Annotated in this window: 17 protein-coding genes, 3 pseudogenes and 1 riboswitch; of the genes and pseudogenes, 7 read left to right on the top strand and 13 right to left on the bottom strand. The window is 51.8% G+C overall.

Annotated features, from left to right (window positions below; genetic code table 11):
* Positions 1–84 precede the first annotated feature (84 nt).
* The 5 genes from LVQ76_RS08825 to LVQ76_RS08805 all read left to right on the top strand — a co-directional run bounded on the left by LVQ76_RS08825 (position 85) and on the right by LVQ76_RS08805 (position 5,868).
* On the top strand, positions 85–1,500 hold the full coding sequence (locus LVQ76_RS08825; protein WP_232921440.1) for an MFS transporter: 1,416 nt from the start codon (positions 85–87) through the stop codon (positions 1,498–1,500).
* Positions 1,497–2,891 carry an envelope stress sensor histidine kinase BaeS gene (gene baeS / locus LVQ76_RS08820; protein WP_232921439.1) on the top strand — a complete coding sequence of 465 codons (1,395 nt, stop codon included), beginning with the start codon at positions 1,497–1,499 and terminating at the stop codon, positions 2,889–2,891. Before LVQ76_RS08825 ends, baeS begins: the two co-directional genes overlap by 4 nt.
* Positions 2,888–3,610, top strand: coding sequence for an envelope stress response regulator BaeR (gene baeR / locus LVQ76_RS08815; protein ID WP_064559538.1), 723 nt, complete (start codon positions 2,888–2,890; stop codon positions 3,608–3,610). Before baeS ends, baeR begins: the two co-directional genes overlap by 4 nt.
* A 247-nt stretch (positions 3,611–3,857) precedes the next feature.
* On the top strand, positions 3,858–5,204 hold the full coding sequence (gene trhP / locus LVQ76_RS08810; protein ID WP_232865205.1) for a prephenate-dependent tRNA uridine(34) hydroxylase TrhP: 1,347 nt from the start codon (positions 3,858–3,860) through the stop codon (positions 5,202–5,204).
* 502 nt (positions 5,205–5,706) lie between these two features.
* Positions 5,707–5,868, top strand: coding sequence for a hypothetical protein (locus LVQ76_RS08805; RefSeq protein WP_232921438.1), 162 nt, complete (start codon positions 5,707–5,709; stop codon positions 5,866–5,868).
* A gap of 114 nt (positions 5,869–5,982) precedes the next feature.
* On the opposite strand, the gene LVQ76_RS08800 is transcribed toward LVQ76_RS08805, so the two are convergent.
* A complete protein-coding gene (locus LVQ76_RS08800; RefSeq protein ID WP_232921437.1) occupies positions 5,983–7,056 on the bottom strand; it encodes an acyltransferase family protein in 1,074 nt (357 codons plus the stop codon).
* Positions 7,057–7,587: 531 nt separating this feature from the next.
* A pseudogene (locus LVQ76_RS08795) lies at positions 7,588–8,658 on the bottom strand (phage baseplate assembly protein V); the annotation flags it as partial.
* Between LVQ76_RS08795 and LVQ76_RS08790 the strand changes: the two are divergent.
* Both LVQ76_RS08790 and yegS read left to right on the top strand, forming a co-directional pair.
* Positions 8,654–9,088 (top strand): annotated as a pseudogene (locus LVQ76_RS08790) (tyrosine-type recombinase/integrase); the annotation flags it as partial. The pseudogenes LVQ76_RS08795 and LVQ76_RS08790 overlap by 5 nt on opposite strands.
* 196 nt (positions 9,089–9,284) lie before the next feature.
* Complete coding sequence (gene yegS, locus LVQ76_RS08785; RefSeq protein ID WP_232904335.1) at positions 9,285–10,184, top strand: lipid kinase YegS; 900 nt, start codon at positions 9,285–9,287, stop codon at positions 10,182–10,184.
* A 22-nt stretch (positions 10,185–10,206) separates the two neighbouring features.
* Here the strand turns inward: yegS and LVQ76_RS08780 are convergent, their stop codons facing one another.
* The 11 genes and pseudogenes from LVQ76_RS08780 to LVQ76_RS08730 all read right to left on the bottom strand — a co-directional run.
* Complete coding sequence (locus tag LVQ76_RS08780) at positions 10,207–10,980, bottom strand: ABC transporter ATP-binding protein (protein WP_151994529.1); 774 nt, start codon at positions 10,978–10,980, stop codon at positions 10,207–10,209.
* Positions 10,981–10,999: 19 nt separating this feature from the next.
* Positions 11,000–11,866, bottom strand: a complete 867-nt coding sequence (locus LVQ76_RS08775) for an ABC transporter ATP-binding protein (RefSeq protein WP_232921436.1) — start codon at positions 11,864–11,866, stop codon at positions 11,000–11,002.
* On the bottom strand, positions 11,838–12,743 hold the full coding sequence (locus tag LVQ76_RS08770) for an ABC transporter permease (RefSeq protein ID WP_232904337.1): 906 nt from the start codon (positions 12,741–12,743) through the stop codon (positions 11,838–11,840). Before LVQ76_RS08770 ends, LVQ76_RS08775 begins: the two co-directional genes overlap by 29 nt.
* Positions 12,740–13,777, bottom strand: a complete 1,038-nt coding sequence (locus LVQ76_RS08765) for an ABC transporter permease (RefSeq protein ID WP_064512345.1) — start codon at positions 13,775–13,777, stop codon at positions 12,740–12,742. Before LVQ76_RS08765 ends, LVQ76_RS08770 begins: the two co-directional genes overlap by 4 nt.
* A complete protein-coding gene (locus LVQ76_RS08760) occupies positions 13,774–15,408 on the bottom strand; it encodes an ABC transporter substrate-binding protein (protein WP_232921435.1) in 1,635 nt (544 codons plus the stop codon). Before LVQ76_RS08760 ends, LVQ76_RS08765 begins: the two co-directional genes overlap by 4 nt.
* A 72-nt stretch (positions 15,409–15,480) precedes the next feature.
* Positions 15,481–16,635: a mandelate racemase family protein gene (locus LVQ76_RS08755; RefSeq protein ID WP_232921434.1), complete on the bottom strand. Its 1,155-nt coding sequence runs from the start codon at positions 16,633–16,635 to the stop codon at positions 15,481–15,483.
* Between the two features lie 237 nt (positions 16,636–16,872).
* Positions 16,873–17,925, bottom strand: a complete 1,053-nt coding sequence (gene fbaB / locus LVQ76_RS08750) for a class I fructose-bisphosphate aldolase (protein WP_232865198.1) — start codon at positions 17,923–17,925, stop codon at positions 16,873–16,875.
* A 177-nt stretch (positions 17,926–18,102) separates the two neighbouring features.
* Positions 18,103–18,912 carry a bifunctional hydroxymethylpyrimidine kinase/phosphomethylpyrimidine kinase gene (thiD, locus tag LVQ76_RS08745; RefSeq protein WP_232921433.1) on the bottom strand — a complete coding sequence of 270 codons (810 nt, stop codon included), beginning with the start codon at positions 18,910–18,912 and terminating at the stop codon, positions 18,103–18,105.
* A complete protein-coding gene (gene thiM, locus LVQ76_RS08740; RefSeq protein ID WP_232865196.1) occupies positions 18,909–19,697 on the bottom strand; it encodes a hydroxyethylthiazole kinase in 789 nt (262 codons plus the stop codon). The genes thiD and thiM overlap by 4 nt, the downstream gene beginning before the upstream one ends.
* A 36-nt stretch (positions 19,698–19,733) precedes the next feature.
* Positions 19,734–19,830, bottom strand: a riboswitch (TPP riboswitch).
* Positions 19,831–20,220: 390 nt separating this feature from the next.
* The gene (locus LVQ76_RS08735; protein ID WP_232921432.1) at positions 20,221–20,556 is read right to left on the bottom strand and encodes a hypothetical protein; all 336 of its coding nucleotides are present in this window, start codon (positions 20,554–20,556) and stop codon (positions 20,221–20,223) included.
* 39 nt (positions 20,557–20,595) lie between these two features.
* A pseudogene (locus tag LVQ76_RS08730) lies at positions 20,596–20,706 on the bottom strand (integrase); the annotation flags it as partial.

Raw genomic sequence — 20,706 nt, 5'->3', positions numbered from 1 at the left:
GTCCCGATGAGCTTACTTGAGTAAGTGATTTGGGCGAAAGAGCGCAGCAACGCTGCTGCAGCTTCAAGTATGAAGGATATTTAAATGACCGAATTGCCTGCCGCCGTGCGCTGGCAACTGTGGATAGTCGCCTTTGGCTTCTTTATGCAGTCGCTCGACACCACCATCGTCAACACCGCCCTGCCCTCTATGGCGGCGAGCCTGGGCGAAAGCCCGTTACACATGCACTCGGTTATCGTGTCGTATGTGTTGACGGTGGCGGTAATGTTGCCCGCAAGCGGCTGGCTGGCGGACCGCGTTGGCGTGCGCAATATCTTCTTCACCGCAATTGTGCTCTTCACCATTGGCTCATTGCTCTGCGCGCACGCCTCAACGCTTAACGAGCTTGTGATGGCGCGCGTAGTACAAGGTATCGGTGGTGCGATGATGGTGCCCGTCGGGCGCTTAACGGTGATGAAAATCGTGCCGCGCGAGCAATATATGGCAGCGATGACCTTCGTCACGTTGCCCGGACAAATTGGTCCGCTGCTTGGCCCGGCGCTCGGCGGCGTGCTGGTTGAATATGCATCCTGGCACTGGATCTTCCTGATTAACCTGCCGGTTGGCATTATCGGAGCCATCGCCACGCTATGGCTGATGCCGAACTACACCATGCAGACACGTAAATTCGACATGATGGGCTTTGTCTATCTGGCATTTGGCATGGCGGCGTTGACCATTGCGCTTGATGGCGCGAAAGGTTTAGGCGTTAGCCCATCCACTGTGTGGTTGTTGGTTGCTGGCGGTGCTACGGCAATGGCGCTCTACTTATGGCATGCCAAAGCCAATGACAACGCTCTATTCAATCTAAACCTTTTTAAGACGCAGACATTTTCTCTCGGGCTACTAGGCAGTTTTTGCGGCCGCATCGGCAGCGGCATGATCCCGTTTATGACACCGGTATTCCTGCAAATAGGCCTCGGTTTTTCGCCATTCCATGCGGGCCTGATGATGGTGCCAATGGTGCTCGGCAGCATGGGCATGAAACGCATCGTAGTGCAGGTGGTTAACCGCTTTGGCTATCGCAATGTGTTAGTCGCCACCACGCTCGGTTTAGCGCTGGTAATTCTGCTGTTTATGGCAACCGCGCTGCTGGGCTGGTACTACCTGCTACCAGTGGTGTTGTTCCTGCTCGGCATGGTGAACTCAACGCGTTTCTCTTCAATGAACACGCTGACGCTGAAAGATTTACCTGATGACCTGGCAAGCGGCGGCAACAGCATGCTCTCAATGGTGATGCAGCTTTCAATGAGTATCGGCGTCACCATCGCCGGGTTGTTACTGGGAATGTACGGTCATCATCAATTGACGGCAGATAGCACCGTAGTCCACAGCGTGTTTATGTATACGTATCTCAGCATGGCGGTGGTTATCGCCCTGCCCGCACTGATTTTTGCTCGCGTCCCGAAAGACACCACCAAAAATGTCGTGATTGCGCGACGCAAAAGGAGGAGCTCATGAAGCTCTGGCGGCCTGGAATTACCGGCAAATTGTTCCTCGCGATTTTCTCGACTTGCTTGCTGGTGCTGGCAATCATGCACTGGGGTGTGCGGCTCAGTTTCGAACATGGGTTTATTGATTACATCAAACGCGGCAATGAACAGCGGCTGGAGATGCTAAGCGACGCGTTGGGCGAGCAGTATGAACAGCACGGAAACTGGCAGTTTCTGCGCAATAATGATCGCTTTATGTTCAAGCTGCTGCGTTCATTCGAGCATGGCGATGTAGAAAATAACAACCTGCCACCGCACGGCTGGCGCACTCAATTCTGGGTCGTCGACCAGGATTACAAAGTGCTGGTTGGCCCACGTGGCCCGGTTCCCACAGACGGTATGCGCCGGGCGATAAACGTTAATGGCCGTGATGCAGGCTGGGTTGTCGCTTCACCGGTTGAACGCCTGACGCGCAACACCGATATTAATTTCGACCGTCAACAACGACGTACCAGCTGGATAATCGTCGGCCTGGCAACATTGCTCGCCGCCGCCGCAACCTTCCTGTTAGCGCGTGGCCTGCTGGCACCGGTTAAGCGCCTGGTTGAAGGGACACACAAACTTGCCGCCGGGGATTTCACCACCCGCGTGGACTCCACCAGCCAGGATGAACTCGGCAAACTGGCGCAGGACTTTAACCAGCTCGCCAGCACGCTTGAGAAAAACCATAATATGCGCCGCGCGTATATGGCGGATATTTCCCATGAATTGCGCACCCCGCTGGCGATTTTACGCGGCGAGCTGGAGGCGATTCAGGATGGCGTGCGCAAATTCACGCCGGAATCCGTGGCGTCACTGCAAATGGAAGTCGCCACACTGACCAAACTGGTTGATGACCTGCACCAATTGTCGATGTCTGACGAAGGCGCACTGGCCTACCAGAAGAAATCTTTGGATATCATTAACCTGTTGGAAATTGTGGCGGGAGCCTTCCGCGAACGCTTTAACTCACGTGGTTTAAGCATTAGCCTGGCGCTGCCTGATAGCGCCACCATTTTCGGTGACAGCGATCGTTTAATGCAGTTATTCAATAACCTGTTGGAAAACAGCCTGCGCTACACCGATGCGGGCGGCCAGCTGGTTATCTCCGGCGAAGTGGTGAATCAACGTTTTGTCATGCACTTTGCCGACAGCGCGCCGGGTGTCAGCGATGAACAACTCACCATGCTGTTTGAGCGTTTCTACCGCACTGAAGGTTCGCGCAACCGCGCAAGCGGCGGCTCCGGCCTCGGCTTGTCCATCTGCCAGAATATCGTTGCGGCCCATAACGGCAAGCTTTACGCCTCGCATTCGCCTTTCGGCGGGGTAAGCATTACAGTAGAGTTACCGCTGGAGCCAGAATCGTTGAGACCTGTATGACCGAATTACCTATTGACGAAAACACACCGCGTATTTTAATTGTTGAAGACGAGCCGAAGCTCGGCCAACTGTTGATTGATTACTTACGTGCCGCGGGATATGCGCCAGAGTTGATTACCCACGGCGACAAAGTGCTGCCTTTCGTGCGCCAGACACCGCCGGATTTGATCCTGCTTGATTTGATGCTGCCAGGCACCGATGGCCTGACGCTATGCCGCGAAATCCGTCGTTTCTCGGAAATTCCGATTGTGATGGTCACCGCCAAAATCGAAGAGATCGACCGCTTATTAGGGCTGGAAATTGGTGCCGATGATTACATCTGTAAACCGTACAGCCCGCGTGAAGTGGTGGCGCGCGTGAAAACTATTTTGCGCCGCTGCAAACGCCAGCGCGACCCGGTAGCTGCCGACGAAATCAGCCCGTTAATCATTGACGAAGGACGCTTCCAGGCAAGCTGGCGCGACAAGCTGCTGGACTTAACACCAGCTGAGTTCCGACTGCTAAAAACCCTTTCCCACGAACCGGGCAAAGTCTTTTCCCGCGAACAGCTACTTAACCAGCTTTACGATGATTACCGCGTAGTGACTGACCGCACCATCGACAGCCATATTAAAAACCTGCGCCGTAAACTCGAAGCATTAGATGAAGAACAGTCGTTTATCCGCGCGGTATATGGTGTGGGTTACCGTTGGGAAGCCGACGAGTGCCGTATTGCGTAAAGGTAGTTTCTGGAACTAATATGCTCAAAATAATTCGAGTTTCAGGTAGGCGGCAAGGGAAGTTATCCCGATGAGCTTACTTATGTAAGTGATTCGGGTAAGTGAGCGCAGCCAACGCCCCTGCAACTTGAAGTATGACGAGCATTAGCGCTACAATTCCCGCCCTAAAACTGTGCCTTATGCACGCGCCTTAAAATCATCGCACCCAGTGCGGTGATTTCTGACCTGAAATCAGAACGAGAAAATCATGTTTAAACCAGAACTCCTTTCGCCAGCCGGAACGCTGAAGAATATGCGTTACGCTTTTGCCTATGGTGCCGATGCGGTTTATGCGGGCCAACCGCGTTACAGCCTGCGCGTACGCAATAACGAATTCAACCACGAAAACCTCCAGCTCGGCATCAACGAAGCCCATGAGCTCGGCAAAAAATTCTATGTGGTTGTCAACATTGCTCCCCATAACGCTAAGCTGAAAACCTTTATCCGTGACCTGAAACCGGTTATCGATATGGGCCCGGATGCGCTGATCATGTCCGACCCAGGTCTTATCATGATGGTACGCGAAGCATTCCCGGAAATGGACGTTCACCTGTCTGTGCAGGCCAACGCCGTAAACTGGGCAACCGTGAAGTTCTGGAAACAAATGGGTCTGACGCGTGCGATTCTTTCCCGGGAACTGTCCCTGGAAGAGATCGCTGAAGTGCGTGAACAAGTGCCAGATATGGAACTGGAAATCTTCGTTCATGGCGCTCTGTGCATGGCCTATTCTGGCCGCTGCCTGCTTTCTGGTTACATCAACAAGCGCGACCCGAACCAAGGCACCTGCACCAACGCCTGCCGTTGGGAATACAAAGTTGAAGAAGGCAAAGAAGATGATGTCGGCAACATCGTGCATCTTCACGAGCCGATTCCGGTGCAAAACATCGAGCCGACTTTAGGCGCTGGCGCACCGACGGACAAAGTGTTCCTGATGGAAGAAGGCAAACGCCCTGGTGAATACATGACCGCGTTCGAAGACGAACACGGCACTTACATCATGAACTCCAAAGATCTGCGCGCCATTGAACATGTTGAGCGCCTGACCAAAATGGGCGTGCACTCGCTGAAAATCGAAGGCCGCACCAAGTCTTACTATTACTGCGCGCGTACCGCTCAGGTTTATCGCCGTGCGATCGACGATGCCGCTGCAGGAAAACCGTTCGACCCAACGCTTCTGACCACGCTTGAAGGGCTGGCGCATCGCGGTTATACCGAAGGTTTCTTACGTCGCCATAATCATGATTCTTATCAGAACTACGAGTACAGCCACTCGGTTTCTGAAAGTCAGCAATTTGTCGGTGAATTTACCGGTGAACGCCGTGACGGCCTGGCAGAAGTGAAAGTGAAGAACAAATTCCTGTTGGGCGATAGCCTTGAGTTAATGACCCCGCAGGGTAACGTCACTTTCACACTTGAGGTGCTGGAAAATACCAAAGCGCAGCCGATTGAAGTGGCTCCAGGCGATGGCCACACCGTTTGGATGCCTGTACCAGAAGATGTTTCGCTGGATTACGCGCTGCTGATGCGCAATTTGGTTGCTCAGAACGCGCGCTAAGTCACTCATTGTGGGTATTTTTTCCGCGCCAGGACATTTCTTAGAAACCGATCACATACCGCTTCGCTGTATACGGTTATTATCGCCGGGCTGAAAAACATAACCCATAAATGCTAGCTATATCCTAATAATTCGAATTGTAGAAAGGCGGCGACGCAGTGAATCCCCGGGAGCTTACTCAAGTAAGTGACTGGGGTGAACGAGGAAAGCCAACGCATCTACAATTTGAAGTATGACGGATATGTACCAGGAACCACCTCATTGGCCTGTGGAATCTCCCTTCCGCAGGCCTTCTTTTTTGGTGATAACCAAATGAAATAAAAGGATTTATTTCAATCAATGTCCACGCATTGACCACGCATCGAAAATTTTCATCAAAGATCGACCAAAAGCCTCGCCATTGCGCGGGGTTTTCTTTCCTCTTATTCTGAATATTAACAATTTTTCATATAGTGTTTTACTATATCAGCATAAACATGAATGCAAATTGGAGTGATGGGAAATGCCGCTGCTTGAATACATTGAAAAATACTACAACGGGAATCAGCGTTCTTTTGCTCGCCTGACAGGTGTTCAACCAGCACAAGTCACCCAGTGGTTAGACAAGAAATTCATTGTTGTTAATCACACGATCTACAGCCCGCGCCGTAAACTTAATGTTTAGAGGAGGAGCACTGCTTCGATAAATCTTTTGCGCGCAAAACTGAGGGTACGAAAATCCCCTCAGTTGCCACCAAAATTTCATCTGTTTTTGAGGAGCGAAGTATTACTTAATATACTAATCACCATTGCTGAGTTGTAAGCGCTTCTTTCGTGAAAATGTTGCTCTCTCAATATAACGATATGATAGCCAGGCTAAAAATATTGATAACACAGAATATAATATAAACTTACCTAGGCCATCAGGAACACCCAACTTATCCAATCGTCTATTAACTATTGAGTTCATGGCATTATGTATAAGGTACAGCGAAAATGATATTTCACCGAGAAAGACTAAGAACCTAGGCGTGATAGATTCCAAAAATTTTTCATTAATAATGATTATTAAGAATAAAAGTCCCGAAATTAACCCAACCTGCATGTTTTCCCGATCAAGCCCACCATGACTCTTATAAAGAAACATAATGCAGAGTAAAGATAAAAGTGTTGTGATTATTTTAGCGTAACCATTTACACATTTTATTTTTTTGTATGCCAAACCGAGTGTCACTCCGATTAAAAACTCGAACACCATCGGGTTAGTCATTAAATTGAAATATGCGCTTTGACTCAAAACAACGCCAGGCTGAAGGGGTATTGTTTGGGTAAGGCAAACCGGAACAACAATCAGTGCGATAGCAAACCAAGCAAACATTACAAGCCAACGCCTAGTGAACAACATAGAACATGCCATCACAAAATAAAAATACATCTCATAATTTAGCGTCCATCTTACTCCATAGATTTCTGACGTATCTATAAATACCGGGGACTTACTTGCATATATGGGTATAAAAAACAATGCACTTATTAAATTTTCTACTTTATTATGGTAATGGAATAGACTTAAACCACCAGATAAAGCCAGTGTGATTATTAAAATAATAAAATATGCTGGCAATAGTCTTTTAGCTCTATTCTTTATAAAATGAAAGGCACCTTGAAAACCTGTCGGTTTATCTATTGATGATAACGTAATAACAAAGCCACTAATTACAAAAAATATATCAACCCCATAGCCACCATATATAAATAACTTATCACCCAACCCATCATGGCTGTCATTTATTAAAAAACGATAATGAAAAAACATAACCATTATCGCTGCTATTCCTCTAAGCGCCTGCACAGAGTTAATTTTTGCACTCATTCTGAAAACCATAACCACAAATTAAACGTGTATATGATATTACCAGAATGCATTCACATGCTAAATGCGTGGATACCAAATATTACTCAAAGCAATGATTAACAGTCAGACTTTAAAGTGACGGAAAATGGCGCGAAGCCGCGCCACGCCTACACTATCGATCCTTTCTGATCCTTTACTTTCCCCTAGAAAACTGAAATTCACTGAAATTCATTACATTCTGTGCAATGGCCATTTCTCACGAAATCCCCAGCACTGGCGCGGTCTGCGGAGGTCAATTGCACAAATCCCCAACTGAAAAAACTTTATGACCCAAAGAGCGCAGGCGGGTGCGGTGTAGCGCGGTTTCCGTGATGTGATTCGTTCCGTGGGTGGCTGCGGCTGCGTTTCTGCGGGCCGCTGTGGTGACGATCCTTCTTGCCTATGCGTTGACGTGGTGGCGCTTTTGCGTGGCCTGTGGTGCGTTCTGAGGGCTGTATTTGAGGCACAAAAAAGCCCGCGCTCGGCGGGCTGTCACATGGTGCTGGCAGGTCAGGCAATTAAGCCTTTGTATTTATTCTTAGTGGCTGTTGCAGCCGTGGCCGCTGTCGTGAAGTCGGCAGCATTCGTCGGTGCGCCAGTGTTCTGATGCGTATGCGCAGCGCAGAACGTGGCCACCTGCTGCATCAGGTCGATAGTTTCCAGCATCATCTGCAGGGTGTTCACTGATTCACTGCCTATATGAACCGTTGGCCCCATCACCTGCTGCCCGCCGGCGGCAACACTCTTACGCAATCCCGCTATCTTCTCAGCCAGCGCCGCGCATTCTGTGGTGATGTTGCCGGTGACTTTCGTTGACTGATTGCCACCGACTTCTGTCGTGGCGTCCTGCGCCACATGCGCGACGTAGTTTGCCTGGGTGCCGATGGCGTAATCACCGGTGCTGGCCTGTTGAATGGCACCGGCCATTAGCCTGGCTGGCCCCATCACTTTGGTTGTATCACCGGCCTGGATGGTCGTATCACGCTGCGTGATTGTGCGGCTTTCCGTGTCGGCCTTAACCTCACGATGCATAGATGATTCCGCAATCGTCTGGTCAGTGGTGCGCTGCATATGCCCTTCAACGGTGACGCGCGTTTCCACACCTTCACGTTGCTGCTGCAGCTGCTCGCCGGGTTTCACATTGGGCAGACTGGTGCCGTCAGGCAACGTCTGACGAATAAAGGGTTTATCTGGCCGGCCATCCATGAACGCCACTTCAACCAGCGTTCCGACCGGTGGAAACTGGAACATGCCGCTGTCATGGCCAGCCATTGGCACCGGCACCTGGACCGCTTTATAAAGCGGTGTATCTGTTACCGGGTTGCCGTCTGCGTCCTGCAGTTGCAGATCCACGGCATAGCGTGGCCGAAACTCGTTGGCAATGTTGCCACTGCTCACCGGCTCAGAATGCGCAATCACCCGCGCAATACGGGGAACATGCAGCCCGCCGGCAATCTCCGGACACACGGCCTCTAGCTGGCGACGTATCAGGGGTTTAATTAACGGGTTACCGTCGGTATCAAGCGGCGTCCATGTCAGCATCATGTCATCGTTCATCAGCCCGACTTTCGTTACCCGCTGGGGTGAAGCGGTGAAGTTAAAAGCAGAGCATATCATTCAGAATCGTGTGACGTTTGTGAAGACCAAAACAAACAAACCGCGCACAGTTCCTGTGTCTCAGAAAGTGGCTGAAATGATTGCAGGCAATAAACGCGGATTCCTGTTTACTAATGCTCATTACAAAGAGTTCCGGCAAATACTGAAGGATGTTAAACCGGATTTACCGTCTGGCCAGGCAACCCATGCACTTCGCCACAGTTTTGCTACTCATTTTATGATTAACGGAGGCAGCATTATCACGCTACAGCGAATACTGGGACATTCAAGAATTGAGCAGACCATGACCTACGCTCATTTCGCACCTGAATACTTGCAGGACGCTGTGTCACTCAATCCGCTACGTGGCGGAACTGACGCACAAAACGTCCACACAGTGTCCACAGTCGGGTAGCTTTTGAGGGCTTTCAGTAGTCTTGCGTACCGTGCAAAGCCGCATTGCACCGCTGAAAGCCCCTATTAACACCAAAGAGAAAGGCACTTCCGCAGGCCTTCTTTTTTGCTAAACCCCGCAGACTCAGCCTGTTCTTACCCGCAAATCCCACACATAAGATACACTTTGAATTCAATTACATTTCCAGAGGTTTTCCATGGAGCAGTTTCCGGTATCGCTCGTCATTCTGAACGGCAAAGGTGCTAATAACGATATTTTGCGCAGCGCCGTCAGCGTCATGCGTGATGAGGGGTACACGTTACACATCCGCGTCACCTGGGAACAAGGTGATGCGATTCGCTATGTTGAAGAAGCATCCAGGATGGGCGTTGATACGGTTATTGCCGGAGGCGGTGACGGTACGATAAACGAAGTGGCGACCGCGCTGGCGCAACTGGCCCCTGAACACCGTCCGGTGTTGGGCATTTTACCGCTCGGCACCGCCAACGACTTTGCCACCAGCGTCGGCATTCCACAGGAGTTGGACAAAGCGCTGCAACTGGCAATTGTCGGCAAAGGGACGCCTATCGATCTGGTGCAGGTGAACGAATCGGCCTGGTTTATCAATATGGCGACCGGTGGTTTCGGGACGCGTATCACCACCGAAACACCGGAAAAACTTAAAGCGGCACTGGGCGGGATCGCCTATTTCGTTCACGGCCTGATTCGCCTCGACACGCTCAAACCGGATCGCTGCGAAATTCGTGGTGAGAATTTTGAGTGGCAAGGCGACGCGCTGGTGATTGGCATCGGCAATGGCCGTCAGGCGGGAGGTGGACAAGAACTTTGCCCGCAGGCGTTGATTAACGATGGGCTGTTAGAACTGCGCATTTTCACCGGCGATGAGTTGCTCCCGGCGATTTTTAAAACTCTGACGCAGCCGGACGACAACCCAAATATCATTGATGGGCGTTCATCCTGGTTTGAGATAACCGCCCCGCACGACATTACTTTTAATCTTGATGGCGAGCCGCTGACCAGTCAGAAGTTCCGCATTGATATCCATCCGAATGCGCTGAGCTGCCGTCTGCCACCAAACTGCCCGCTGCTGGGTTAAGCAGACGGGCAATTGAGTCGAGTCAGAACTGCGCCACCTGCTGGGCCATTTCACGGCTATATTGGCGGCTGGCGTTAACCAGCATTTGCGTATACGGATTTTGCGCGGCACCGCTGATTAAATTATCGGTGCCGAGCGATTCCAGAATACGCCCGTGTTGCATCACACCCACGCGATGGCATAAATGCGCAATGACGCCTAAATCGTGCGTCACCATTAAATAGGTAAGTTTCGATTCTTGCTGTAAATCCGAAAGTAAATTGAGAATTTCCGCCTGCACCGAAACATCTAATGCCGAAGTAGGTTCATCAAGCAGCAGCACTTCCGGTTCAAGTATCAGCGCACGTGCAATCGCCACACGCTGGCGCTGCCCGCCGGAAAGCTGGTGCGGATAACGGCTGCGAAACGCGCGGTTCAGGCCGACTTTATCGAGCATCATATTGATGCGCCGGTCACGGTCGGTGAAGCCCTGAATTTGCAGCGGTTCTTCCAGAATATCGCCGATGGTGTGGCGCGGGTGCAGCGAACCGTACGGATCCTGAAATACCATTTGCACCATGCGGCAACGCTCGCGGCTGATTTTGTGCTCAAGCTCGGTGCCGTCGATCACCAGTTTTCCCTGCCAGTGCGTGAATAGCCCGGCGAGGCATTTCAGCACGGTGGTTTTCCCGGAACCCGACTCCCCCACCAGGCCAAAAATCTCACCGTGCCCAACGTTGAAATTCACATCGAACAGCACCTGGTTGGTTTTCGCCCCTTCGCCAAAGGTTAAATTAAGCTGGCTGACTTCAATCATGGATGACATACGTTGCTCCTTATTCCGTTAGCCAACTGGCCTGGCGCTGTAGAACCGGCAGATGCGCACGCCGTTTGTCCATATCCGGCAAGGCGCTAATAAGCCCCTGCGTATACGGATGCTGCGCGTTATCCAGATCTTTGGCGGCGATAGATTCCACAACACGCCCGGCGTACATCACCAGTACACGGTCGCAGAAACTGCGCACCAGGTTAATGTCGTGGCTGATGAAAATCAGCCCCAGTCCACGCGATTGCACTAAATCATCCAGCAGCGCCAGCACCTGCAAACGCACTGAAACATCAAGTGCGGAAGTCGGCTCATCGGCAATCACCATTTCCGGGTCGGTGATCAGCATCATCGCAATCATAATGCGCTGCCCCTGGCCGCCGGAAACTTCGTGCGGATAGAGGTTATAGACGCGTTCCGGCTGGCGAATGCGCACCACTTCCAGCATCTCCAGCACTTTTTGTTTCGCCTCTTTATGGCCGACGCGATGGTGCGTCAGCCAGGCTTCAGCAATTTGATCACCAACGCACATCACCGGGTTCAGTGAATATTTCGGGTCCTGCATAATCATGGAAATTCGTTTGCCGCGCACATCGCGCATTTGCGCGTCCGTGGCATTTAACAAATCCACGTCGCCAAACTGCATACGATCGGCGGTGATCTGCGCCTTTTTAGGGTGAAGCTGCAAAAGCGCACGCCCGACGGTGGATTTTCCGGAGCCGGACTCGCCGACAATCGCCAGCTTTTCGCGTCCGAGCTGGAAGGAAACACCACGTACCGCGTGGGTTTGCTGGCGACCGTTAACGAATGTCACATTCAAGTCGCGTACATCAAGCAGTTGCGGCGAGTTATTCGCTGCGAGGATCGAGGATGTCACGTAAGCCATCTCCCAAGAAGTTGAATGCCAGACTGTTGATTAAAATCGCCAGCCCCGGAATCGTTACTACCCACCAGCACTCCATCATGTAAGTGCGCCCGCTGGAGATCATCGCCCCCCACTCCGGTTCTGGCGGTTGCGCGCCAAGCCCCAGGAAGCCAAGCCCGGCGGCGGTCAGGATAATACCCGCCATATTCATAGTGATGCGGATAATCACCGACGGCATGCACAGCGGCACAATGTGACGCCACAGCACGCGCACCGGCGAAGCCCCTTGCAGGCGGACGGCAGAGATAAAATCAGCCTGCCGTAGCGAAAGGGTTTCCGCACGCGCCAGGCGGGCAATCGGCGGCCAGGCTGTGAGCGTAATTGCAATCACAACATGTTCAAGGCCGGGGCCAAGTGCCGCAACAAATGCCAGTGCCAGTACCAAACTTGGGAACGAAATGAAGATGTCGGTGACACGCATCAATACCATATCGACTTTTCCGCCGAAGTAACCGGCGGTCACACCGAGCAGCAAGCCAAGCGGACCAACGGTTATCGACACCAGTAATACGATGTAAAGCGTGATGCGTGAGCCGTAAACCAGGCGGCTAAAAATATCGCGGCCAAACTCATCGGTGCCAAACCAATGTGTGGCGTTTGGTGCAGTTAGCGCATTATTCAAATCCTGCACCAGTGGGTTAAATGGCGCTATCCACGGGGCGAAAATTGCCACCAGCAACAACAGGAAAACAATCCCTCCTCCAATCGCCGTCAGCGGATTACGCGCCATTTTGCCAATAAACCCAATCGCCCGCAGACCGGCACGTTTGAAGCGTAATGAACGCTCATCAGCAGCGGTGAGTTGAGGTGTTCCAAAGGAGACGGTCATGATTTTGTCCTCGGATCAAAGAGTTGGTAGAGCATGTCGGAAAGCAGGTTCAGCAACACAAAGATCACCCCAACCACCAGCACACAGCCCATCACCGCATTCATATCGCCCAACAGCAAACTGCCCGTGAGATAGGACCCAAAACCCGGCCACGAGAACACGGTTTCAATTAACACCGCACCTTCCAATAAAGAGCCGTAAGCCAACGCCACCACCGTTAACAGCTGCACCAGAATGTTTCTGAAAGCATGGTTCCAGATAACCTGGCGCTCTGTTAGCCCTTTCACACGCGCAGTAATAATGAATTCCTGCGACAGTTGAGCCAGCATAAAGCTGCGCGTCATGCGGCTGATGTAAGCCAGCGAGTGGAAACCCAAAAGAGATGCTGGAAGAATCAGGTGGTTAAGTGCGTTGAAGAAGACCGCACTATTCCCCGCCAGTAATGCATCCACCAGCAACAATCCAGTACGACGCGGGACAATGCCATCCAGCCCTAAATCAATGCGGCCTGCGCCACCCACCCAACCGAGCCAGGCGTAAAACAGCAGCAGCCCCATCATCCCCACCCAGAAAATCGGCGTCGAATAACCCGCGAGGCTGATAATGCGCACGGCGTAATCCACCACGCTGTTACGGCGAGCCGCCGCCCAGACACCTAGTGGAATACCAAGGCCCGCACCGACAATAATGGCCACCGTCGCCAGCTCAAGGGTTGCCGGGAACACGCGCAGAATATCGTCCACCACCGGTTTTCCGGTCAGCAGGGCGTTGCCTAAGTCGCCATGCAGTAAGCCACCGAGGTAAATCCAAAACTGCGTTGCCAGAGATTGATCAAAGCCAAGCTGGTGGTAAACCTGCTGATAGGTGCTTTGGTCTGCATCCGGGCCGACAATCGCCAGCACCGGGTCGATTGGCATCACGCGGCCAATAAAGAAGGTCAGCAGCAGTAACCCAAACAAGGTGACCAGCACCTGGCTTAAGCGCTTTGAAAAACGCCGGACACGGCCGCCCGGCGCCAGCAAGATCATGCTCATCCTTTGTTCTCCCCATTTTCAGCAGCAGGCGTTTTATAAACATCACGCAGGAAAGTGGTGGCTGATGGGTGCGGCTGGTAGTTCTGCACTTCATTGCGCACCACCACCGAATCCACCATTTGTGAAAGCGGCAATAATGCAGGGATCAACTCGTCATAACGGGTCTGAATCGCCTGATACTCTTCACGCTGCTTAGTTGGGTCGCGCTCCACCAGAGCTTTATCGATTTGCTGATTAATTTGTTTGTCGTAGAAGCTGGTACGCCAACCCTGGAAGTTAGTCAGACGCGCAGCGTCACTGTTATCCGGGTTGTAAACCAGAGAGCGCAGGCTGGAATGCGGATGCGGTTCTACGCCACTGCCGCCACGCCCAACCAACATGTCAAACTTACGCTCGCGCATTGCGCCGTAAATCTGGTTGCCCGTGCCGGTCACGATTTTCGCGTTGATTCCCGCCTGCATCAGTGTGGACTGCACCGCGATGGCAATATTGAGGAATGGCTGATCCGCAAGTACGCGCAGCGTGGTATCAAATCCGTCAGGATAACCGGCTTCCGCCAGCAGTTTTTTGGCCCGTGGAATATCCAGCGCATAGCCTGGGTTCGGAAGCGTTGCCGGCATTCCAGATTGAATTGGGCGCTGATGTAGCACGCCGTACCCCGGCATCAACGCTTTATTGATACCCTGATAATCAATCAGATAGCGCACCGCTTCGCGCACTTTAGGGTTGGCGAAATGCGCTTCCTTCATGCTCATGGCAACGTAATATATGGTGCCTTTTTTTACTGCATCGACGGTCAAATCGGGGTCTTTACGCAGCGCGTTGACGTCAGATACCGCCATATTGCTGGCAATGTCTAAATCGCCTTTGGCAATCATCAGGCGCAGGGTTTGCGACTCCTGGAAGTGACGGAATACCACGCGGGAGAGTTTAGGCGCGCCGCGCCAGTAATCCGGGTTGCGCTTCATACGCAATACATCTTTTGCCTGCCATACATCAAGGCTAAATGGCCCAGAACCCGCTTCGTTGGTCGTCAACCAGCGGTTACCCCAGTCATCGTTTTGCACATGTTGTTCGACGGTTTTGCTATCCAGCACCACCACGCTTCCCAACGCCGCCAGCGAGTAAATCACCAGCTGCGGGTCGCTGGCTTTTGGCAGCGTGATTTCCACCGTCGAGGCATCCAGTGCTTTCACATGCTCATCGACGTTCTTTTTGCTAAAGCCGTAGGATTTCCAAACTGATGCCTGCGCCAGATTGAGGTGCAAAACACGGCGCATTGACCACACCACGTCGTCTGCGGTGAGTACGTTACCAGAGTGGAATTTCACGCCATCGCGCAGGTGGAATGTCAGACGGTTGCCGTCTTCCGAGATATCCCAGGAGGTTGCCAGTGCCGGGCGCACGTTGGTGAGTTTCGCCGGGTCTAACTCCACCAGCGAGTCATAGAGGTTTACCACCAGTCCCACCACTTCGTTACCGGTCATGGCGGCCGGGTCGAGGGTGAGCAGGTTATTCATATTCATGCCGATGATCAGCTGGTCAGGTGGCGTTTTCGCCATCGCCGAGCTACTGCCGAACATGAACAGGAGCGTGAGCAACCACGCCCTCAGTCGGGAGCTTCGATTCATGATAGATACCGTTTTTGTAGGGTAATGATTACCCAGGCGCTATCAGCCTGGGCTTATTATTTTTGTAACGGGTTAATCACGGCTTATTGTGTGCGTTTCTATATAGTCAAAGTTGATGTCCTCACCCAAGCCCGGACGTTGTGGCAAATGCACAAAACCATCGGCGTCCATCGGGTCAACGATGCTGTTCAGGTAGGCTGCTGGCTCATCGTATTCAAGGAACGGGTGCAGTAAACCGCGCTCGTACCAGCGGCAGTTACGAATCGCACCGACAACCGCAAGGCTTGCCGCACCGTTGCCGTGAACTTCGCAGTCCATGCCGAAGGACTCGGCAAGTGCAGCAACTTTCATGGTTGGTGATATGCCGCCAACGCCGTTCGCTCCGGCACGCAGGATGTCGCACGCGCCCGCTTTTACCCAGTCTGCGCGGCTATGATGTTTGCCACCGAGGCTTTCAGGCCCGACAACGTCGATAGATAAGTTCTCAGAAAGCCAGACGTAAGATGCCATGCTCTCTTCTTCCATCGGCTCTTCGAACCAGGCAAAGTTGAGTTTTTCCAGCGCCTTGCCGATGTACAGCGCCTGGCTGCGGCTGTACCAGTGGTAGCCATCAAGCATTAAATCGATATCCGGGCCAACGGCTTCACGCACGGCGGCACAGGCTTTAACATCCATTTTTGGATCGGGAGCGAAGGCAACCGGTGGCATCCAGGTGTGAAGTTTGATGGCTTTATAGCCGCGAGCGACTAGCTTTTCAGCGAACTGGCCGAATTCATCCGGAGTGGATAACCCGCCTTCCAGTTCGTCACCGCACATTGTGCTGCCGTAAGCAGGCACTTTGTCGCGGAATCCACCAAGCAATTTGTAGACCGGCACTTTCAGTTTGCGGCCAATTAAATCCCACAGTGCTTGCTCAACAAACGAGAGTGCACGTTCGGTAAGTTGGTGTGCGCTGCCGCGCTGCCAGTGCACCAGATCCTGCCAGATACGTTCGCGGTTAAACGGGTCTTGCCCGACCAGCACTTTGCGGAAGAATGCATTCACTACATATGGGCGCACCACTTCTGGTGGCGCGAAAGAGTAACCACAGTCACCTTCATCAGTGGTAATCGTCAGCATCGCTATTTTCGCTAGGCTTTCCGGGCCAGGGTGAGAATGGCCTGCACTGTCAGAAACTCGGCGGGTTGGGTAAGTAAAAACGGTTACGTTTACGGATTCTATTTTCACGGCTGTCATTGTCCCTTTGTTAATTTAAAACAGCGTTTCACCACTTACTCTATGCGTAAAAAATCACCTCCGCCTCGTTCAAAGGTGCTTAAATGCGGGTAATTTTTTGGACATATGTCCAGGGGGGCGTGATGCTTTTCACAAAATGTTATGGAATTGTGATGAAGGTAACTGATGGATGCGGGGAAGTTTTCGGCGGGCGTCGCTTGCGCTAACCCGCCTGCAATACGCAGAAAATCAGGCGATAGTCACTTTGCTGTTCAGATACACATCCTGCACAGCATTAATCAACTTAACACCCTCAGACATGGATTTCTTAAAGGCTTTGCGCCCCAGAATCAGCCCCATTCCACCCGCACGCTTGTTAATGACAGCGGTACGCACAGCATCTGTCAGGTCGGTTTCACCACCAGCGGCACCACCGGAGTTAATCAACCCTGCGCGGCCCATATAGCAGTTGGCCAGTTGATAACGCACCAGGTCTATCGGGTTATCGCTGGTCAGTTTGGTGTACACACGGTCATCGGTATAACCAAAGTTCACCGCCTTGTAGCCACCATTATTCTCCGCCATCTTCTGCTTCACGATATCCGCGCCAATAGTGGCGGCCAGATGGTTTGCCTGGCCAGTAAGATCGGCGCTTACGTGGTAATCCACACCGTCTTTTTTAAAGTCCGGGTTACGCAAATATGCCCAAAGAACAGTGACCAGCCCCAGCTCATGTGCGCGTTCAAACGCCACTGAAATCTCTTCAATCTGGCGACGTGACTCTGGCGAACCAAAGTAAATGGTCGCCCCAACTGCCACCGCGCCCATATTGAACGCCTGCTCGACGCTTGCGTATAACGTCTGGTCAAAAGTGTTTGGGTAACTGAGCGTTTCGTTGTGATTAAGTTTGACGAGGAAAGGAATGCGATGCGCGTAACGTCGCGATACAGATGCCAGCACACCATAGGTTGAAGCGACACAGTTGCAGCCCGCTTCAATCGCCAATTCAACAATGTTTTTCGGGTCAAAGTAGAGAGGATTTGCCGCAAACGATGCCCCGGCGGAGTGTTCCACACCCTGATCGACCGGTAAAATGGAAAGGTAGCCAGTGCCAGCAAGCCGCCCGGTGTTATACAGCGTTTGCATGTTTCGTAGCACTGCAGGCGGGCGGTTGTTATCCACCATCACGCGGTCTACATAATCTGAGCCTGGCAGATACAGCTGGTCTGCCGGAATAGTCATACAACGATGCTGTAACAAGCTGTCGGCATCTTTGCCAAGCAGCTGCGCAATATCAGTCATAATACGCTCCCGTAAATTCAGCGAGCACCCTGCCCGCTGAGGATGGATTCTCCTGGCCTGCTTTTGTTAAAACAGGCAGACATAATCCTGGCCGCGACTCACAGTATTCGCCACCTCGGGAGCACTTTCGGTTTGTTTTATGGTGTAACGTTTTATACCCGGCGGAAATTTACCCCATTACCACCACTCGTGAAAATGATGAACTGGCCCAATTCCTTGCCCAACTTCAAGCGAATCCGCTTGTTCTAATGCCTGGGATAACCACTTTTTCGCCGCTATGATAGTTTGAGGCCAGTCGTTATAGCGTGGATAAAGTGCCGCAAGTGCGGCGGATAATGTGCAACCAGTACCATGGGTATGACGCGTTTGCACACGTGGTGCAGTAAAACGCTGCGCTCCACTTTGGGTAAACAACCAGTCTGGGCTTTCAGCGTCATCAAGATGGCCGCCTTTCATCAGCACGGCCTTGCACCCCATCCCCAGCAATGCATCCCCATGCTCTTTCATCTCTCGTTCGTTGCAAGCATGTACCGTATTCAGCAGAGCTGCCGCTTCAGGTAAGTTCGGGGTAATCAATGCCACCTGCGGTAATAACCTGCGACGTAAACTTTCTACCGCCGAAGGAGCAAGCAACGGGTCGCCACTTTTCGCCAGCATCACTGTATCAAGCACCACGTTTTTGACTTGGTAAAATGCCAACCTCTCGGCCACGGCTTCAACGATATCTGTTTCTGCCAGCATGCCGATTTTGACAGTGTCGATGCGAACATCGCTCAGCACTGAGTCAAGTTGGGTTGCGACAAACTCAGGTTCGATACGATAAACCGACTGCACTCCACGCGTATTTTGTGCAACCAGCGCGGTAATAACGCTGGTGCCATACGCACCCAATGCCGAGAACGTTTTAAGGTCAGCCTGGATACCCGCCCCACCACTCGGGTCGGTTCCAGCAATAGTTAGCGCGTTAATGCGTTTGACGCCTTTCATACCAGAGCCTCCGCATTAAGTGCATAAAGCGCGTCCAGAAAGGCTGGAATGAAGCTACCAGGCCCGCGGCTTGCAGCAATGGCCTGCTCGCCAGCACATTTCATAAACTGGCAGGCGGAAGCGACATTGTCTAACCGGGACCCGGGCAATGAACAACAGGCAGCAACAACCGCGGAAAGTGCACATCCTGTGCCGACAACACGCGTCATCAACGCGCCGCCACCGGCAATGCTCCAGGCATTCTCCCCATCAGTGACGTAATCCTCCTCACCTGTTACCGCAACAATTGCACCGCTAATCTGAGCAAGCTTAAGTGCCGCGGGTAGAGCTGAAAGAGCATCTACAGTACTGTCCACGCCTCGCCCACCACTGTGCTCGCCCGCAAGCGCCATGATTTCCGACGCATTCCCCCGAATTGCGGCAGGGTTTAATTCAAGAATCGAGCGTGCAAATTGTGTACGAAACTCCAGGCCACCGACCGCGACGGGGTCAAGCACCCAGGGGGTAGAAGATTGGTTCGCAGCATGAATGGCTGCAAGCATTGCGGTACTGCGCTCAGAGGTAAGTGTGCCGATATTGATGAGTAGAGCGCAGGCTATAGGGCTAAATTGTGCGGCTTCTTCTGGCTCAATAACCATCGCTGGAGCTGCGCCAATAGCGAGCAAAACGTTGGCGGTAAAACTCTGCACCACATCGTTAGTCATGCAGTGAACCAAAGGGGAAGCTTGATGTAAATTGTGTAAAACCGACGCGGCACGGTGGCCGGGTAGCAGGTCAGGCTGCATATTGAAAGCTCCTGCCCGGCGTGAAGAAGGGATGACCTGACAGGCATCTGACTTCCCTACGCTGGCATTATCCAGATCAGGTGGTACGGGTATTTCTCAGCCTTCACGTGGAAGGGCACCCCGAGTCATGAGAGTTAAACAATTTCGTTTAATATTAATAGCGTAGGGGAAGTAGTTCGCAATTGCAAGCACTTGCTCACGGCCTGTCAGCATCCCTTCTTCACGCTAGGCAGGAGCTTAAAACCTGTATGATAAATGAACATATAGCACACTTTCTATCACACCAATTATCACACCTGCTAAAACCAAATATTCGTGGAGTGATTAATCATTTAAGCCATGATTTACCCACTGTAAGGTTTCATCTTATCCGGCCTTACCTACCCCCATTAAAAGATAGAAGTTAACGCCATATTGAGGCTCTGGAAGCCTTGCTTTTGATTTTTAACAAGCCGCAGAAACAACAAAGCCCCACTGTTAAGCGAGGCCGTGTAGTAAATAGCGATGTTGTTTATATCAACGATCAGGCGATGTGGCTTTCAAAACTGCTGGTACACTTACTAATCATTGCTTTTGAATCATTAGAAGCAAGACTTATAAGGCTTGAAAGCAATGTGGTAACAATGACGTTAGACGGTTCATCGTTATAGAAATCATTCCAGAACTCCACCCATTTAGGGAGTTTTGTTTCTTCTTTGTGCTCGACAGCAAGATAGTATGTTCGGATCAAAGAGGTGCGAACACCTGCATATTTTTTAGCTGCTACTTTCGTATCAATACCTAAAGCATCAATAGCAGTAAGGGCATCACTTAATGCTTCATATGCCAAATCCACATTTTTACGATACTTCTGATCCATTAGTTTAAAAGCGGTAAGCCAACTGTAAGCACACCCGTTTTAGTTCCACGCACTTTTTGAGATTTCCGGGTTATCAGCCATCAGCCGGTATTCTTCCGGCGTCAGGTTATTCAGGGATTCATGAGGCCGCTCGCTGTTATATTCTGCCAA

Source organism: Buttiauxella cochleicola (assembly GCF_021283185.1).
In the GTDB taxonomy this organism is placed as follows: Bacteria; Pseudomonadota; Gammaproteobacteria; order Enterobacterales; family Enterobacteriaceae; genus Buttiauxella; species Buttiauxella massiliensis.
Note: the sequence above shows the minus strand (reverse complement) of the source record. Positions and strands in the feature narration are given on the sequence as shown.

Coding starts and splice junctions, on each gene's coding strand:
- LVQ76_RS08780 (WP_151994529.1), bottom strand. CDS start 10,980: ATGATTGAAGTCAGCCAGCTTAATTTAACCTTTGGCGAAGGGGCGAAA.
- LVQ76_RS08825 (WP_232921440.1), top strand. CDS start 85: ATGACCGAATTGCCTGCCGCCGTGCGCTGGCAACTGTGGATAGTCGCC.
- LVQ76_RS08770 (WP_232904337.1), bottom strand. CDS start 12,743: ATGACCGTCTCCTTTGGAACACCTCAACTCACCGCTGCTGATGAGCGT.
- LVQ76_RS08765 (WP_064512345.1), bottom strand. CDS start 13,777: ATGAGCATGATCTTGCTGGCGCCGGGCGGCCGTGTCCGGCGTTTTTCA.
- LVQ76_RS08735 (WP_232921432.1), bottom strand. CDS start 20,556: ATGGATCAGAAGTATCGTAAAAATGTGGATTTGGCATATGAAGCATTA.
- fbaB (WP_232865198.1), bottom strand. CDS start 17,925: ATGACTGATATTGCGCAGCTGCTTGGCAAAGATGCCGACAGCTTGTTA.
- baeS (WP_232921439.1), top strand. CDS start 1,497: ATGAAGCTCTGGCGGCCTGGAATTACCGGCAAATTGTTCCTCGCGATT.
- thiM (WP_232865196.1), bottom strand. CDS start 19,697: ATGCAGCCTGACCTGCTACCCGGCCACCGTGCCGCGTCGGTTTTACAC.
- LVQ76_RS08760 (WP_232921435.1), bottom strand. CDS start 15,408: ATGAATCGAAGCTCCCGACTGAGGGCGTGGTTGCTCACGCTCCTGTTC.
- baeR (WP_064559538.1), top strand. CDS start 2,888: ATGACCGAATTACCTATTGACGAAAACACACCGCGTATTTTAATTGTT.
- trhP (WP_232865205.1), top strand. CDS start 3,858: ATGTTTAAACCAGAACTCCTTTCGCCAGCCGGAACGCTGAAGAATATG.
- yegS (WP_232904335.1), top strand. CDS start 9,285: ATGGAGCAGTTTCCGGTATCGCTCGTCATTCTGAACGGCAAAGGTGCT.
- LVQ76_RS08800 (WP_232921437.1), bottom strand. CDS start 7,056: ATGAGTGCAAAAATTAACTCTGTGCAGGCGCTTAGAGGAATAGCAGCG.
- LVQ76_RS08805 (WP_232921438.1), top strand. CDS start 5,707: ATGCCGCTGCTTGAATACATTGAAAAATACTACAACGGGAATCAGCGT.
- thiD (WP_232921433.1), bottom strand. CDS start 18,912: ATGAAAGGCGTCAAACGCATTAACGCGCTAACTATTGCTGGAACCGAC.